At 52.9% G+C, this 16,440-nt stretch carries 13 protein-coding genes and 1 tRNA gene; all 14 read left to right on the top strand.

Features of this window, described 5'->3' with window-relative positions:
- The 14 genes from nuoL to rpsO all read left to right on the top strand — a co-directional run bounded on the left by nuoL (position 1) and on the right by rpsO (position 16,428).
- Positions 1-1,962, top strand: a complete 1,962-nt coding sequence (gene nuoL / locus RQ738_RS00605) for an NADH-quinone oxidoreductase subunit L (protein ID WP_314161433.1) — start codon at positions 1-3, stop codon at positions 1,960-1,962.
- 3 nt (positions 1,963-1,965) lie between these two features.
- Positions 1,966-3,480: an NADH-quinone oxidoreductase subunit M gene (locus tag RQ738_RS00600; protein ID WP_314161432.1), complete on the top strand. Its 1,515-nt coding sequence runs from the start codon at positions 1,966-1,968 to the stop codon at positions 3,478-3,480.
- A 16-nt stretch (positions 3,481-3,496) separates the two neighbouring features.
- Positions 3,497-4,942, top strand: a complete 1,446-nt coding sequence (gene nuoN / locus RQ738_RS00595; protein ID WP_314161431.1) for an NADH-quinone oxidoreductase subunit NuoN — start codon at positions 3,497-3,499, stop codon at positions 4,940-4,942.
- 18 nt (positions 4,943-4,960) lie between these two features.
- The gene (locus tag RQ738_RS00590) at positions 4,961-5,272 is read left to right on the top strand and encodes a DUF2818 family protein (protein WP_314161430.1); all 312 of its coding nucleotides are present in this window, start codon (positions 4,961-4,963) and stop codon (positions 5,270-5,272) included.
- 320 nt (positions 5,273-5,592) lie between these two features.
- Positions 5,593-7,581 carry a sensor histidine kinase gene (locus RQ738_RS00585; protein WP_314161429.1) on the top strand — a complete coding sequence of 663 codons (1,989 nt, stop codon included), beginning with the start codon at positions 5,593-5,595 and terminating at the stop codon, positions 7,579-7,581.
- Positions 7,568-8,932, top strand: coding sequence for a sigma-54 dependent transcriptional regulator (locus RQ738_RS00580; protein WP_314161428.1), 1,365 nt, complete (start codon positions 7,568-7,570; stop codon positions 8,930-8,932). Before RQ738_RS00585 ends, RQ738_RS00580 begins: the two co-directional genes overlap by 14 nt.
- A 239-nt stretch (positions 8,933-9,171) precedes the next feature.
- Entirely contained in the window at positions 9,172-9,639 is a 468-nt protein-coding gene (locus tag RQ738_RS00575; RefSeq protein ID WP_314161427.1) for a DsrE family protein, read from the top strand.
- A 98-nt stretch (positions 9,640-9,737) separates the two neighbouring features.
- Positions 9,738-9,814: transfer RNA gene (locus tag RQ738_RS00570), tRNA-Met, on the top strand.
- A gap of 361 nt (positions 9,815-10,175) precedes the next feature.
- Positions 10,176-10,634 carry a ribosome maturation factor RimP gene (rimP, locus tag RQ738_RS00565; RefSeq protein ID WP_314161426.1) on the top strand — a complete coding sequence of 153 codons (459 nt, stop codon included), beginning with the start codon at positions 10,176-10,178 and terminating at the stop codon, positions 10,632-10,634.
- A gap of 30 nt (positions 10,635-10,664) precedes the next feature.
- Complete coding sequence (gene nusA, locus RQ738_RS00560; RefSeq protein WP_314161425.1) at positions 10,665-12,164, top strand: transcription termination factor NusA; 1,500 nt, start codon at positions 10,665-10,667, stop codon at positions 12,162-12,164.
- Between the two features lie 43 nt (positions 12,165-12,207).
- Positions 12,208-14,724 carry a translation initiation factor IF-2 gene (infB, locus tag RQ738_RS00555; protein WP_314161424.1) on the top strand — a complete coding sequence of 839 codons (2,517 nt, stop codon included), beginning with the start codon at positions 12,208-12,210 and terminating at the stop codon, positions 14,722-14,724.
- 51 nt (positions 14,725-14,775) lie between these two features.
- The gene (rbfA, locus tag RQ738_RS00550; RefSeq protein ID WP_314161423.1) at positions 14,776-15,138 is read left to right on the top strand and encodes a 30S ribosome-binding factor RbfA; all 363 of its coding nucleotides are present in this window, start codon (positions 14,776-14,778) and stop codon (positions 15,136-15,138) included.
- Positions 15,139-15,144: 6 nt separating this feature from the next.
- Entirely contained in the window at positions 15,145-16,062 is a 918-nt protein-coding gene (truB, locus tag RQ738_RS00545) for a tRNA pseudouridine(55) synthase TruB (protein ID WP_314161422.1), read from the top strand.
- A gap of 96 nt (positions 16,063-16,158) precedes the next feature.
- Positions 16,159-16,428 (top strand): 30S ribosomal protein S15, encoded by a 270-nt coding sequence (gene rpsO, locus RQ738_RS00540; RefSeq protein ID WP_314161421.1) that lies wholly within the window; start codon positions 16,159-16,161, stop codon positions 16,426-16,428.
- Positions 16,429-16,440 lie beyond the last annotated feature (12 nt).

The raw sequence follows: 16,440 nt of genomic DNA, 5'->3' as shown, positions 1-16,440 counted from the left end.
ATGGAAAATATCTATCTGACAATTGTCCTTGCACCGCTTCTCGGCTCCATTCTTGCCGGGCTGTTCGGTAAGCAGCTGGGCCGCACTGCCTCGCACTGGGTGACCATTCTGGGTGTTGCCATATCCTGTGTGCTTTCACTGTATGTCATGAAGGCCTTCCTGATTGACGGCATGCCGACCTATAACGAGAGCGTATATACCTGGCTGGTCAGTGATGGCATTCGCTTTGAAATCGGTTTCCTGGTCGACCGCCTGACGGCCATCATGCTCGTCGTGGTGACCTTTGTCTCTCTCATGGTGCATATCTATACCATCGGCTACATGCGTGAAGATCCAGGTTACCAGCGCTTCTTCAGTTATATCGCATTGTTTACCTTCTCTATGCTCATGTTGGTGATGGCTAACAACTTCCTGCAACTGTTCTTCGGCTGGGAGGCCGTGGGCCTGGTTTCTTACTTGTTGATCGGTTTCTGGTATACGCGTGATACAGCGATCTTCGCCAACATGAAGGCCTTCCTCGTCAACCGCGTGGGTGACTTCGGTTTTCTGCTTGGTATCGCCGCAGTGCTCATGTATGCGGGTTCCCTGGATTACGCCACCGTGTTTGCCAGGGCTCCCGGGCTGCTCGGCGAGACCATGCAGATCATCCCGGGCTATGACTGGTCAGTGATGACCGTGATTTGTATCCTGCTCTTCATCGGTGCAATGGGTAAATCGGCACAGGTACCGCTGCATGTCTGGCTGCCGGACTCAATGGAAGGCCCGACCCCGATCTCGGCCCTGATTCACGCCGCGACTATGGTAACCGCGGGTATCTTCATGGTTTCGCGGATGTCGCCGCTGTTTGAACTTTCTACCACGGCGCTCAGCTTTGTATTGGTGATCGGTGCCATCACGGCACTATTCATGGGCTTCCTGGGCCTTGTCCAGCACGACATCAAGCGCGTCATTGCCTATTCGACACTCTCGCAGCTTGGTTATATGACTGTTGCCCTCGGTGCCTCAGCGTATTCGGCGGCGATCTTCCACTTGATGACACATGCCTTCTTCAAGGCCTTACTGTTCCTGGCGGCTGGTTCCGTGATTATCGCCATGCATCACGAGCAGGACATGCGCAAGATGGGCGGCTTGAAAAAATACATGCCCATCACCTACTGGACCTCGCTAATCGGTTCGTTGGCCTTGATCGGCTTCCCGGGCTTCGCCGGCTTCTTCTCCAAGGATACGATCATCGAAGCCGTACATGCCTCGACGATTCCGGGCAGTGACTTTGCCTTCTACGCCGTGCTGGCAGGTGTCTTCATCACCGCCTTGTACAGCTTCCGCCTGTTCTTCCTGGTCTTCCATGGCAAGGAGCGCATGGATGAACATACCCGCGAACACCTGCATGAAACCCCGGCGGTGGTCACCGGTCCGCTTATCATGCTGGCGATTCCTTCGGTGCTGGCCGGTTATCTGATCAGTGATGTGGTCTTCGGTGATTACTTCGGCACGGCTATCTATGTGGCTGCGGAACATGATGTACTGGCAAAGCTCGGTGAGAGCTATCACGGCATATGGGGTTTTGTCCTGCACGGTATTCAGGGGCCGGCCTTCTGGCTGGCGATGGCGGGTCTGTTCAGCGCCTGGTTCATCTACATGCGACGCCCCGATATTGCCGACCTGGCTGAAAAGAAGTTGTCCTTCCTGCACAAGTTGTTTGAACGCAAATACTTTATGGACGACCTGTATATCAACATCTTCGCTGCGGGTGGCCGTGCCACCGGTGGCATCTTCTGGAAATTTGGTGATGTGAAGTTCATTGATGGCCTGCTGGTCAACGGCAGTGCCGCCACTGTTGGCTGGTTTGCCTCCATCGCACGCCGTATCCAGACCGGTTATCTGTATCACTATGCCTTTGCCATGATTGTGGGCCTGCTGCTTCTCATCAGCTGGGTATTGATGGGGGCCTTGGGGAAATAACGCATGTTTGCTGATTTACCATTACTCAGTTTAGTAATATGGACACCAATCATCGGTGGCCTGTTTGTTCTGGCGGTCGGCGACAAGGACCCGTGGGGCGCACGTCCGGTTGCCTTGATCGTGAGCCTGCTGACCTTCCTTCTCAGTATCCCGTTGTATACCGGCTTTGATACCACGACTGCCTCGATGCAGTTTGTCGAGAAGACACCCTGGATTGAGACCTTTGGTATCCACTACTATCTCGGTGTTGACGGCATTTCCATGCCACTGATCCTGCTGACCACCTTTATCACGGTGCTGGTGGTGCTGGCGGGCTGGCAGGTGATCCAGAAACGTGTGGCGCAGTACATGGCCGCCTTCCTGATTATGGAAGGTTTGATGAATGGCGTGTTTGCGGCACTGGATGCGATTCTCTTCTATGTCTTCTGGGAAGGCATGCTAATTCCGATGTTCCTGATCATCGGTATCTGGGGCGGCGCTCGTCGAGTCTATGCGACCATCAAGTTCTTCCTTTACACCTTCCTCGGTTCGGTGTTGATGCTGGTGGCGCTGATCTATATGTTCTACCAGGCCGACAGCTTCGATATCCTGGCCTTCCATAATCTGAAGCTCGGCATGCAGGAACAGATCCTGATCTTCCTTGCCTTCCTCGCGGCCTTTGCCGTCAAGGTGCCCATGTGGCCCGTGCACACGTGGTTGCCGGACGCCCACGTCGAGGCGCCGACCGGTGGCTCGATTGTGCTGGCGGCAATCATGTTGAAGATCGGGGGCTATGGTTTCCTGCGTTTCAGCCTGCCGATTGCGCCGGATGCCAGCCGCAGCCTCGACTGGTTAATTATCGGCATGTCATTGGTCGCCGTGGTCTACATCGGGTTTGTCGCGCTGGCTCAGCGTGATATGAAAAAGCTGATTGCCTATTCATCGATTGCCCATATGGGTTTTGTCACACTCGGTTTCTTCCTCTCGTTCAGCATCTTCGAGGCTACCGGCAGTTACAGTGGTGCGGCGCTGGCCATGGAAGGCGGCATGATTCAAATGATCTCACACGGCTTTATCTCCGGCGCCATGTTCTTCTGCGTGGGGGTCATGTATGACCGTATGCATAGCCGGGAGATTGCCGACTATGGCGGTGTGATCAATACGATGCCGAAATTCGGTGCCTTCATGGTGCTGTTCGCGATGGCGAATGCCGGCCTGCCGGGCACCTCGGGCTTTGTCGGCGAGTTCATGGTTATTCTGGCCAGCTTCAAGTCCAGTTTCTGGATCGCCTTCCTCGCCGCGACCACCCTGGTTCTTGGCGCGGCCTACACCTTGTGGATGGTCAAGCGCGTTATCTTCGGCAAGGTCGCGAATGACAACGTCGCTGCATTAACTGATATTAATAACCGTGAATTCCTGATCCTGGGCGTGTTGGCGATTGCCGTATTGCTATTCGGTGTCTGGCCAAATCCGCTCATTGAGGTCATGCACGTATCTATAGACAACCTGCTGCAGCATATTGCGCAGTCCAAGCTGTGACGGGAGTAGGGTGACAATGACAACAACTTTTACCATGCCGGATTTTGCACTTGCCGCACCCGAGATATACATGCTCATCATGGCCTGTGTCGTTCTCGTGGCTGACCTGTTTATTAGCGACAAGAACCGTATTGTGACTTATGCATTGACCCAGTTAACCCTGCTCGGGGCCGTGTTGATCACGATTATGGGGGCGCCGGCCGTGACCAGCTTCACCTTCAGTGGCTTGTATGTCAGTGATGACCTCTCCATGATCCTGAAGACAGTCATTTATGTCGTGACTGGTTTTGTCTTCCTGTACTCCCGTGATTACCTGCGTGACCGCGACATCTTCAAGGGTGAATATTACGTGCTGGGCCTGTTTGGCGTTCTGGGCATGATGGTCATGGTCTCGGCACACAGTTTCCTGACGGTCTACCTGGGTCTTGAATTACTGTCCTTGTCACTTTATGCCATGGTTGCCTTCCGTCGTGACTCGCTGAGCGCTTCCGAAGCCGCAATGAAGTATTTTATTCTCGGCGCCCTGGCCTCGGGCATGTTGCTGTACGGCATGTCGATGATTTACGGCGCGACGGGGACACTGGATATCGCCGGACTGAGTGACCCCATTATGGCGCGCGGCACGGATGACATCGTGCTAATCTTCGGCCTGGTGTTTATCGTTGTGGGCCTGGCCTTTAAACTTGGTGCCGTACCCTTCCATATGTGGATCCCGGATGTCTATCAGGGCGCGCCGACCTCGGTGACCATGTATATTGGTAGTGCGCCGAAGATCGCCGGGTTTGCGCTGGTCATGCGTGTACTGGCAGAGGGGCTGGGGGATTTGCATAGCGACTGGCAGGGTATGCTCGTCATCCTCGCGGTGCTATCGCTCGCCGTGGGGAATATCATTGCGCTGGCCCAGACTAACCTGAAGCGCATGCTGGCCTATTCAACTATTTCCCATGTCGGTTTCCTGTTACTCGGTATCCTTGCCGGCACCAAGGCCGGTTACGCCGCCTCAATGTTCTACATCATTACCTACGCCATTACCGCCGTCGGTGGTTTTGCCATGGTAATCCTGCTCAGCCGTCGCGGCTTCGAGGCCGAGAATCTGGATGATCTGAAGGGCTTGAATGAACGCAGTCCCTGGCTGGCATTTATGATGCTGTTGCTGATGTTCTCCATGGCCGGGGTTCCACCAACTGTCGGCTTCTATGCCAAGTTGATTGTGCTCAAGTCGGTCATTGATATCCAGATGGTCTGGCTGGCGCTGACGGCTGTTGCCTTCTCTGTAATAGGTGCCTTTTACTACCTGCGCGTCGTCAAACTCATGTACTTTGACGCGCCGGTAGAGAACCCGGAACCAATCCGGATCGGGGCCGATACCAACATCGCCTTCAGCGTAAATGCCCTGTCGGTACTCATGCTGGGCCTGCTGCCGGGCGGTTTGCTGGCACTTTGTACCGCAACGCTGTCCTGATCGGGTATAATCCACGGTATGTGGATTACAATACTTATTATTATTGCCGTTATTGCGGCCAACCTGCCATGGCTGAGCGAACGCCTGTTTCTTATCAAGACATTACCTGAGAATGGCAAGCGTGCATGGATGCGCTTTCTGGAATGGTTCATTCTTTACCTGATCGTCGGCGGCATCGCGATCGGTCTTGAGATTCGGGCTACGGGTGGTTCGCATGCGCAGGACTGGGAGTTTTACGCCGTGACGCTATGCCTGTTCCTGATTTTTGCCTTGCCCGGATTCATTTATCGCCACGATCTCAAACACCTGCTGGATCGTGCGCGACGCTGAACAGCCCTGCCGGCACTCGAGATCTAAACGTCTATCAGCCTCTGGAGGGCGATCCAGACCTCAGACATCATTCCCCGACATCGCTGGAGATGCCCATCGCCCTGCAAAAAAAGCTCAGGGAAGCGACAATGCCGGCAGTCCCGGCCTGGCGAACTCATACGCCGCGCATATCATTGATTGTACATACTAATCCCGCCAATCTTGAATATTAATATGTTCTAATATTCCATAGCATTATGTTTTTTATAAATAAACAGATGTGAACATGAGAATACCTGTGCTAGGATTCTGCATATTGCAATGTTTTCAGGCAGAAGGGCATGCGTTTACGCCAAAAACTATTCCTTATCCTTGGCATGATGACGCTGGTGCCGTTGCTCGTCCTGCAGTTTGGCGTGGTTGAGCAAATCGAGGCCGATTTAGAGCGCCGGATCACCGCCGAACTTCACGGCAAGCTGAGCAAGCTGGGCGTGGAACTCGATACCCTCATCGAAAGCCAGAAGGCGCTGACCGCCGGTCTCGCCGAGGCTCCCGTGCTGCGGAACTTCAGCCGTGTCGCCGCAAGCAAGAGCGATGATAGCGCCTATGATGAGATGGTTCTCACTGTTCAGGATTTCTTCTATAACTACCAGCAGAGAATAGGCAACATACAGGCATTACGTTTTCTGGATAACAATGGCAAGACCGTGCTCAAGGTCAAGGAAGGTCATCGAATAGTGCCGGAACTCTTTGATGATGAGCGTGGTCGTTATTATATTGCTGATCAGTCAAACCGCCCATTCTATAAAGCCGCAATAAAAGATCCGAATGACGTCTACGTATCTGACTTCGAACTTGGCCAGGTACAGAGTGATGCAGACTTTTGCCCGGCGATGATACGTTATTCCGTGCCCATTCGTAACGAGTGGAATGAAATTGAAGCCATGGTGATCATTAATATGTGGGGAACACGTATTGATGAGGCAGTAAAATCCGCGATCAGAGGTTATACCGGCAAGGCCTATATCGTTGAAGTGAATGACAAGCAGCATCGTGATGGTATTTACCTTTTTCACGAAGATGCTGAACAGCGCTTTGCCAACCAGTTAGGTAGTGATTATCGTTTTTCCAATGAAGTCGGTAACGAACACTGGCAGCGAATACGACACGCAGATGCCCCTGGCTATATGCTTATGGATGATGGCCGGATGTTTTTTTACCAGCATTACTCACCGTACCAGGACAAGCGTTCCAGATGGGTGCTTTTGATCGAGACATCACACGATGAAGTCTTTGCGCCGATAAAAAAAATCCGTGCCACAATCTGGTTATTGCTGGGTATGTTATTGATCCTGAGCCTGCTAATGGCACGCTGGGTCGCCTCCAGGCTTGCCCGGCCTGTACAGGACCTGGCGCAAACGATTACCCGTTATGCCGATGGTGAAAGTACGGCACGTTATCGTGACAGGGAGCGCGTCGATGAAGTCGGCGTGGTAGGCAAGGCATTCAATTACCTGTGTAGCACCCTTGAACGCACACGTGATGAACGTGACAAGGCAGTGCAATCGGTATGCCAGTCAGAACGGCTTGCCGCCGTAGGCCAGATGGCCGCGGGGATTGGGCATGAAATCAACAACCCCTTGATGAATATCATGTCATTGGCCAAGCTGATTGAGGAGTCTGTAGCACAATATGACGACGATGAAATCATGGCCGATTTGCAAACCTTGCAGGATGAAGGTAGCCGTTGTGCCCGCATTGTGCAGGGGATTCTGAAATTTGCCCGAGCCAGCGAGCCGAGTTACGAGGACTTTGTGCTGGGCGTATTAATGCATGACACGATACGTTTGCTCAAGCACCGGGCAGATGCCGCCGCATTGACCATCAATGCGGATATCGAAGAAGGCATTGAGATGCAGGGTGATCCTAACCAGTTGCAACAGGTATTCGTTAACGTCTTACTGAATGCCATCCATGCTTCATATTCCGGCGGCAGCATCAGGATCAGGGTATGTCAGCAGGCTGATAATGCACTTATCGAGATAGTTGATCAGGGCAAGGGTATTTCTGAACAGGAAGTGCCGCGGGTTTTTAACCCCTTTTATTCGACTAAGCCGGAAGGCCAGGGAACCGGGCTGGGGCTGGCGGTGAGTTACGGTATTGTCAACAAGCACGGCGGCACCATCACAATTGAAAGTAAAGAAAACAAGGGGACTTGTGTAAGTATGTTGTTGCCACTAATTGCTGTGCCGCTGGAAGATACAACAGAAGATCAAGAGCAGCACCTGAAATATGATATGAATGGAGAATTGAAACGTGCAGGCGGGTAATGTAAAAATCTTGTTCGTGGATGATGACCCGGTAACCTGCAAGGTGATGTCGCGCCAATGTGACAAGGTAGGCTATGACTGTCGTGTCTTCCAGTCAGCACTGGAGTGTCTGGACATATTCGCCAGCTCAGGGGCAGATATTGTGGTCACCGATTTGCGTATGCCGGAGATGAATGGTTTTGACCTGTTAACAGAGCTACGTGCCATTGACCCTGAAATTCCGGTTATGGTGATGACTGGTCATTCGTCGGTTGAAAACGCCGTCGAGGCAATGAAACGTGGTGCGGCCGACTTTATTAAAAAGCCTTTTGATTTTGACGAATTCAAGTTGATCCTGGAAAGAACCATTGAGGCGCAACGACTCAAGAAAGAAAACAAGCTGCTGAAAAAACGTCTGCGTCGTTCAGGTAACCGTTTCGGCATGATTGGAGACAGCCCGGCCATGCGCTCGCTGTTTACCAAGATTGAAAAGGTCTCGGAGGTCAGTTGTAACGTCATTATTACGGGTGACTCGGGTACGGGCAAGGAACTGGTCGCGCATGCCCTGCATGAATACAGTCCACGCAAGGACTCGCCACTGGTAGTAATCGACTGCGGGGCGTTGACCGAGACCTTGCTTGAATCCGAGCTGTTCGGTCACGAGAAAGGGTCTTTCACCGGCGCAACCCACCGCAAGCAGGGGTTGATGGAGCAAGCCAGTGGCGGCACGTTATTCTTTGACGAGATTTGCAACATCTCCGATGCCATGCAGATGAAGCTGATGCGGGCAATCGAGGATCAACGCGTCACCCGTGTTGGTGGCACCAGGTCGACGCCGATCGATCTGCGTATCGTTACCGCGACTAACCGGGATCTGGAAGCGCTGGTCGAGGAAGGCCGCTTCCGCCATGACTTCTATCATCGTCTTAATGTCGTCAATATTCGCGTGCCGTCACTCGATGAACGCCGGGAAGACATTCCCTCGCTGGTGGAGTTTTTCGTTGATGACTTTGCCACCAGGTACAACCGCAACGTGCAGGGCTTTGATACTCCCTCAATGAAGCGCCTCTGCGACGCCCCCTGGCAGGGCAACATCCGTGAGCTGAGAAACAACATCGAGCGCAGCGTCATCCTTGCCGAAGGCCCGGTACTGAAATGGGCCGAGGACGCTGTTGAGGATAAAGACAAGGCGGTCTTTAATGAGGGCTTTTTTGACGGCTCGAGCTTTGTCACCCTGGAAGAGCTGGAACAGGCCTATATCAGTCATGTCCTGAGCCATGCGGCGGGTAAAAAGACACATGCCGCACAGATTCTGGGTATCGACAAGACCACCCTGTGGCGCAAGCTGAAAAAGAATAATGCCGACACATAATAGAGGGTTGTATTTTACAGCAGGAAAGATGGTTAATGGTGCATATTGCAATAATATAAATACGGAACAGTTCCGACTATTCAAGCCTGGATATGTCGTAATTAGTTGTATTTGAAGGGAATTCAAATGCGAGAACGGAATCCGAATTAATGGAATGGTATTTGCTCTGATTTAGATGTTATAAAAGTATTACAACACAACGATATTGTTGATTTGGGAAACGAGAGAGGAGAAATAATATGCTTACAATTAAAAAAAGCCTGACACTTGCGGCCGCTGGTATTGCCGTTATCGCCCTGACCGGTTGTGCTGGAACGAGCAATGACCGCGGCGCTGCCAAGAACGGTTACCAGAAGCAGAAAGTGGTTTACCACATGAATGACATCAACTGGGGTTACCGTGGCCTGAAAAATATGGTGAACCATCTGAATGCCCTCGGTGACGAGAACCTTGACGCTGTCATGGTATTCCATAGTTCAGGTGGCTTTATCCTGGTTGACGGCAAGACAGACAAGAAGGGTCATAGCTTCGGTGATCAGATCCAGGGCCTGGCCAATCGCGGCGTCAAGTTTGCCCTGTGTGCCAACACCGTCCGCGGCAAGAAGATCCCCAAGGACAAGATCAACCTGAATGCCGAGATCGTCCCTTCAGGTGTTGCTGAAGTTGCCGAACTGCAGCACAAGGGTTACGTCTACATTAAGCCTTAAGTCGCAGTTGTTGTACAAAAAACCGGGCCTTGCGGCCCGGTTTTTTTATGCGCGCCCTTGCGCCGGGCGGTGCAAGTCAGTACACTGCGCGCCATTGATGCGGGGTGGAGCAGTCTGGCAGCTCGTCGGGCTCATAACCCGAAGGTCGTAGGTTCGAATCCTGCCCCCGCTACCATTTTTTGTGTTACTGACAATAGCTTATGAGCTGCCTGCTATTGCGTAGTGGCCTGGTACGATAAAAAAGCCTCTGTTAGAGGCTTTTTTTATAGCCGAAGCCCGGTGTTTATTTGTAACTCATTGATTATGAATGAACAATGAAGCGGGATTGAGCAAGTGCCGAAAGGACTACCCTGTGCCTGCCAGAACGCGGATGAATCCGTGGCTTTCACGGCTAACCCCGTGTCGGTACTGGTATTTTATCTGGCACAAGGCTATAATATAGCCCGCTCCAGAAGAGGCCGGTTAGGGGTCTCCTGAGAGTAATGAATATATGGAGTGGGCCTTGTGCCCACTTTTTGTTTCCGGAAGCAGAGAACATGAGCCAGCAAGCAAGCCGCGTAGCAGAATTAATCGAGCCGTCGGTGACGGCGCTGGGCTATGAACTGGTTGGAGTGGAATACCTGCCCCAGGGCAAGCATTCCATTTTACGGGTGTACATCGACCAGGCCGACGGTATTCGGGTCGAAGACTGCCAACAGGTGAGTCGACAGATCAGTGGCGTGCTGGATGTCGAAGACCCCATCGCCGGGCAATTTTCGCTCGAGGTTTCGTCACCGGGAACGGACCGGCCCCTGTTCAAGGCCGAGCACTATGAACGTTTTAGTGGTGAGAAGGCAGAGATAAGGCTGCGCGCACCACGACAAGGTCAGCGTAAGTTTACTGGACGGCTGGCTGGTGTAGAGAACGACTGTGTGTTGTTGGATATGGAAAATGGTGATCAGGTGGATTTACCCATTAACGATATTGAACGCGCACATTTAAAGCCGGAGTGGTAGGCCGGATATCTTGAGTTAGAGGCAGAGGATATGTCGAAAGAAATTTTGTTGGTTGCAGATGCCGTTTCAAATGAAAAGGGCGTCGATAAGGAAATCATTTTCCAGGCGATCGAAGCCGCATTGGCAACCGCCACCAAGAAGCGTCACGAAGGTGATATCGACGTGCGCGTGAATATTGACCGTGAAACGGGTGACTATGAGACCTTCCGTCGTTGGATAGTCATTGCCGATGAGGATTTCGATGTTGAAATTGCCAATCAGATTCTGACTGTTGATGAAGCCCAGGAATATAAACCGGGTGCTGATGTCGGTGACATCATCGAAGAGCAACTTGAGAATGAAGAGTTTGGCCGTATCGCTGCACAAACTGCCAAGCAGGTTATTATGCAGAAGGTGCGTGAAGCCGAGCGCGCCCAGGTGGTTGATGCTTACAAAAGTCGTGTCGGCGAACTGGTTAACGGTATCGTCAAACGTGTAGAACGCGGCAATGTCATCCTGGACCTGGGGAACAATGCCGAGGCCCTTATTGCCCGTGAAGAAATGATCCCGCGTGAACCGGTCCGAAGCGGTGACCGTCTGCGTGGCTACCTTTACGAGGTGCGTTCAGAACCGCGCGGTCCGCAGTTGTTTGTCTCGCGCGTGCGTCCCGAGTTTTTGATTGAACTGTTCAAGCTGGAAGTGCCCGAAGTCGGTGACGAGCTGATTGATATTCTGGCGGCTGCCCGTGACCCGGGCCTGCGTGCCAAGATCGCCGTTCGTAGTAATGACCAGCGCATCGACCCGGTAGGTGCCTGTGTGGGAATGCGCGGTTCGCGCGTCCAGGCCGTTTCTGGTGAAATTGCCGGCGAGCGCGTCGACATTATCCTCTGGGACGATAACCCGGCACAGTTTGTGATTAATGCCATGTCACCGGCAGAAGTACAGTCGATTGTGATCGATGAAGATTCACACAGCATGGATGTCGCCGTTGATGAAGACCAGCTCTCCCAGGCCATTGGTCGTGGCGGCCAGAACGTTCGCCTTGCCAGTGAGTTGACTGGCTGGGAACTGAACGTGATGACCGAAAGCCAGGCTGATGAAAAGAATGAAGTTGAAGCGGGTAAGGCACAGCAATTGTTTGTCGAGCAGCTCGATGTTGATGAGGAAGTGGCTGTTATCCTGGTACAGGAAGGTTTCACTACCATTGAAGAAGTCGCTTATGTGCCAATGGAAGAAATGCTCGAAATCGAAGAGTTTGACGAAGATATTGTGGAAGAACTACGTAACCGTGCCAAGGATGTCCTGTTGACACGAGCTATCGCTACAGAAGAATTGCTCGGCGATAAAAAACCGGCAGATGACCTGTTAAATATGGAAGGCATGGATGAGAGCCTGGCTTACATGCTGGCCAGCAAGAATATTATCACAATGGAAGATCTCGCTGAACAGTCGATTGATGAGTTGATGGAAGTTGAAAACATGGATGAAGAGCGTGCCGGTGCACTGATCATGAAGGCACGTGAGCCATGGTTTGCCGAAGCAGAAGAGTAATCGAAGAGCAAAGCTGAGTATTTACAGCAGAGAGTGACAATTAATGTCAGAAGTTACAGTTAAACAGTTAGCCGAAGTTATCGGAATTTCCGCAGACCGCCTGATCTCCCAGTTGGAAGAGGCTGGCTTGCCCATGAAAGATGCCGATGGCACGATCAGTGATGATGAAAAAGTAAAGCTACTGAGTCATCTGCGCCGATCGCACGGTAAGGCAGCCGATGAAACCGGCGATACTGATATCGCTGAACCGAAGAAGATTACCCTGAAGCGTCGTACGGTTAGTGAACTTCGCCAGAGCGGAAGTGGTCCGGGCAGATCATCGAAGACAGTTAACGTTGAGGTACGCCGCAAACGTACCTATGTAAAACGCAGCGTGGTTCAGGCTGAAGAACAGCGTAAGCTGGATGAACAGGCGCAGATAGAAGAGGAAGCACGCCGCAAGGAAGAAGAGGCCCTGCGCATCGCCGCGGAAGCCGCAGCGCGTGAGGAATCAGAGCGACAGAAAGCTGAAGAAAAAGTCGTCGCCAAATTACAGGCCGAGGAAGAGACCCGTGCCAAGGCCGAGGAAGAAGAACGTGCCCGGCTTGAGGCAGAAAAACGCGTCGCAGCAGAGGCCGCCGCCGCTGCAGAGCCACGTAAGCCAGCTGCCAAGAAAGAGGCACCTTCCAGAACCAAGTACGGCCGCAAGGAATTACATGTTGCCGGTGACAAGTCAGGACGCCGCAAGAAGAAGTCAAGAGGGCGCTCACGGGTAACCTCCCCAGGTGGCGAGCACGGCTTTGAAAGACCGACCGAGCAGGCAGTTCATGAAGTCTCTGTCCCGGAAACTATCTCGGTAGGTGAACTTGCCCAACGCATGAAGATTAAGGCCGGCGAAGTCATCAAGGTCTTGATGGGCATGGGCAGCATGGTCACGATCAACCAGGTGCTTGATCAGGAAACAGCCAGTATTGTTGTTGAAGAGATGGGCCATATTCCCAAGCTGTTCCAGGAAAATGCCATTGAACAAGAGGTGATCGCTACGGTCGCCGGTAATGTGGAGGGCGAAACTATCCCGCGTGCGCCGGTCGTTACCATCATGGGTCATGTTGACCATGGTAAGACCTCCTTGCTGGACTACATTCGACGCACCAAGGTTGCCTCAGGTGAGGCCGGTGGTATTACCCAGCATATCGGCGCATACCATGTTGAGACCGACAAGGGCATGATTACCTTCCTGGATACGCCGGGTCATGCCGCATTTACCGCCATGCGTGCTCGCGGTGCCAAGGTCACGGATATCGTCGTGATCGTTGTAGCCGCGGACGATGGCGTGATGCCGCAAACCCGGGAAGCCATCCAGCATGCCCGCGCCTCCGGCGTGTCCTTGATTATTGCCATTAACAAGATGGACAAAGAAGGCGCAGATCCGAAGCGTGTTTCGCAGGAACTGGTTGCTGAAGAAGTTGTACCTGAATCCTGGGGTGGCGACACGATGTTTGTCGAAGTCTCCGCACAGACCGGTCAGGGTGTTGATAACCTGCTGGATGCAATTTCATTGCAGGCCGAGGTGCTCGAACTGACCGCCATCACAGACTGCCCGGCATCAGGCGTTGTTATCGAGTCGCGTCTGGATAAGGGCCGCGGTACAGTTGCGACTATCCTGGTGCAAAACGGTACCTTGCGGAAGGGCGACTTCCTGCTTACGGGTAGCGAATACGGCCGCGTCCGTGCCATGCTCGACGAAAACAGCAAGCCGATTGATGCCGCCGGCCCTTCTATTCCGGTAGAGATTCTCGGTCTTTCCGGTACGCCGAATGCCGGTGACGATGTGCTGGTGGTCGAAAACGAACGTAAGGCCCGCGAGGTTGCTGAATTCCGTCACAGCAAGGAACGTGACAGCAAGTTGGCACGTCAGCAGGCTGCCAAGCTTGAAAATATGTTCTCGCGCATGGAAGGTGGTGAAGTTACTGATTTGAATATTGTCCTCAAGGCGGATGTGCGTGGTTCCGTTGAGGCGCTGTCCGATGCACTGACTGACCTGTCCTTCGATGAGGTAAGAGTCAAGATCGTTTCCAGCGGTGTTGGTGCTATTAATGAATCGGACGCGCAACTGGCACTGACTTCCGGTGCAATCATAATCGGCTTTAACGTGCGTGCCGATGGTTCAGCGAAGAGACTGATTGCTGACGAGGGCATTGACCTGCATTACTACAGCGTAATCTATGATGCGATTGATGAAATCAAAAGCGCCGTCCTTGGCATGCTTAAACCGATATACAAGGATGAAATCATTGGTCTTGCCGAGGTGCGAGATGTGTTCCGCTCCAGCAAGCTTGGTGCCATCGCCGGTTGTATGGTGGCGGAGGGTACGATTAAACGTAGCAGCCCGATCCGTGTTTTGCGTGATGAAGTGGTGATTTATGAAGGTGAACTCGAATCACTGCGTCGTCACAAGGATGATGTCAATGAAGTTAAATCAGGTACCGAGTGCGGTATCGGCGTGAAAAACTACAATGACGTCAAGCCGGGTGACAAGATCGAAGTCTATGAACGCACACTGGTACAGCGCGAACTCTAGTCGCGCTGCTACTCCCGCACAGCCCTACTAATTTATTGCGAGGCGTTCTTCATGCCAAGAGAATTTGCGCGTAGCCAGCGAGTTGCTGATCAGATTCAGCGTGAACTCGCCCAGCTTGTGCAGCGTGAACTGAAAGACCCGCGCCTGGGTCTTGTCAGTATCGCTGGCGTCAAACTCAGCCGTGATCTTGCCTATGCGCAGGTCTATGTCACCAGTCTTTCCGATACGGAGCATGACGAGATCATCAAGGCCCTGACCAGGGCGGCAGGCTTCCTGCGTCACCAGCTCGGCAAGTCGATGCACCTGCGGATCGTACCTGAACTAAAGTTTGTCTATGACGATACCCTCGAGAAGGGTATCAGTATCTCCCAATTGATCGACGACGCGGTCTCGCAAGAGCGCGGCGAGGAATAAGTATTCATGCGTAGGAAGAATCGTGGCCGCAATGTCAGCGGCATCGTTCTGCTCGACAAGCCACTGGGCCTGAGCTCCAACAAGGCTCTGCAGGAAGTCAAAAACCTGTTTTTTGCCCGCAAGGCGGGGCATACCGGCAGTCTCGACCCGCTCGCCAGTGGCCTGCTGGCGATTTGCTTTGGCGAGGCGACCAAGATCTCCAATTTCCTGTTTGATGCCAACAAGCGTTACCGCGCCACTGGCAAGCTCGGTGAGATCACCGCGACCGGCGATGCCGAAGGCCCGGTACTCGAGACCCGGCCAGTCCCGGCCCTGGATATAGCCGAGGTCGAGACCGTACTCGAGCAGTTTAAAGGCGAGATCAGCCAGGTCCCCCCCATGTACTCGGCCCTCAAGCACAAGGGCGAGCCATTGTATAAGCTCGCCCGGCAGGGCATCGAGATTGAACGCGAGGCCCGCCAGGTCACGATTTACTCGCTGTCGCTGGTCGAACTGACGGCTGACAGCTTCACCATCGAGGTTGAGTGCTCACGCGGCACGTATATCCGTACTCTTATTGAGGATATTGGCGAGGCGCTTGGTTGCGGCGCCTATGTGACGGCCCTGCGCCGTACGGCGCTGGGTCCCTTTGACGAGGCGGATATGGTGACCCTTGATACCCTGCAGGCCGTCTATGAGCAGGACAAGAGCCAACTCAAACAGTTTCTCAAGCCGACCAGCAGTGCGCTGCTGGACTGGCCTGAAGTCAATCTGAGTGAGGATATGGCCTTTTACATGCGCCAGGGCCAGCCTGTCATCGTCCCGCACGCCCCCACCGAGGGCTGGGTGCGGCTGAATGTGGGGGCAGAATGCTTTCTTGGCGTCGGTCAAATCCTTGACGACGGGCGAGTCGCGCCCAAACGCCTGCTCGGTGCAGGCGCTTGAGCCGCAAAAATAGAATTTTTCCTTGTTATATAAAGGCCTGCGGTTTAAAATACGCGCCTTTAAAAATCCAGTTTTGACCCGGGTCAGGAGTAATAAATGAGCGTTAGTACCGAACAGAAAGGACAGATTGTCCAGGACTATAAGCGTGGCGAAAGCGACACAGGATCGCCTGAAGTACAGGTAGCCATTTTGTCTGCACGCATTAATGATTTATCAGGCCACTTTAAAGAGCACATCCACGATCACCATTCCCGTCAGGGTCTGCTGAAAATGGTTAACAAGCGTCGCAAGCTGCTGGACTACATCAAGCGTAAGGACGTAAACCGTTACCGTGAACTCATTTCAAGCCTTGGCCTGAGAAAGTAATAATAATTCCAA

It is taken from the genome of Sulfuriflexus sp. (assembly GCF_032250955.1).
In the GTDB taxonomy this organism is placed as follows: domain Bacteria; phylum Pseudomonadota; class Gammaproteobacteria; order AKS1; family AKS1; genus Sulfuriflexus.
Note: the sequence above shows the minus strand (reverse complement) of the source record. Positions and strands in the feature narration are given on the sequence as shown.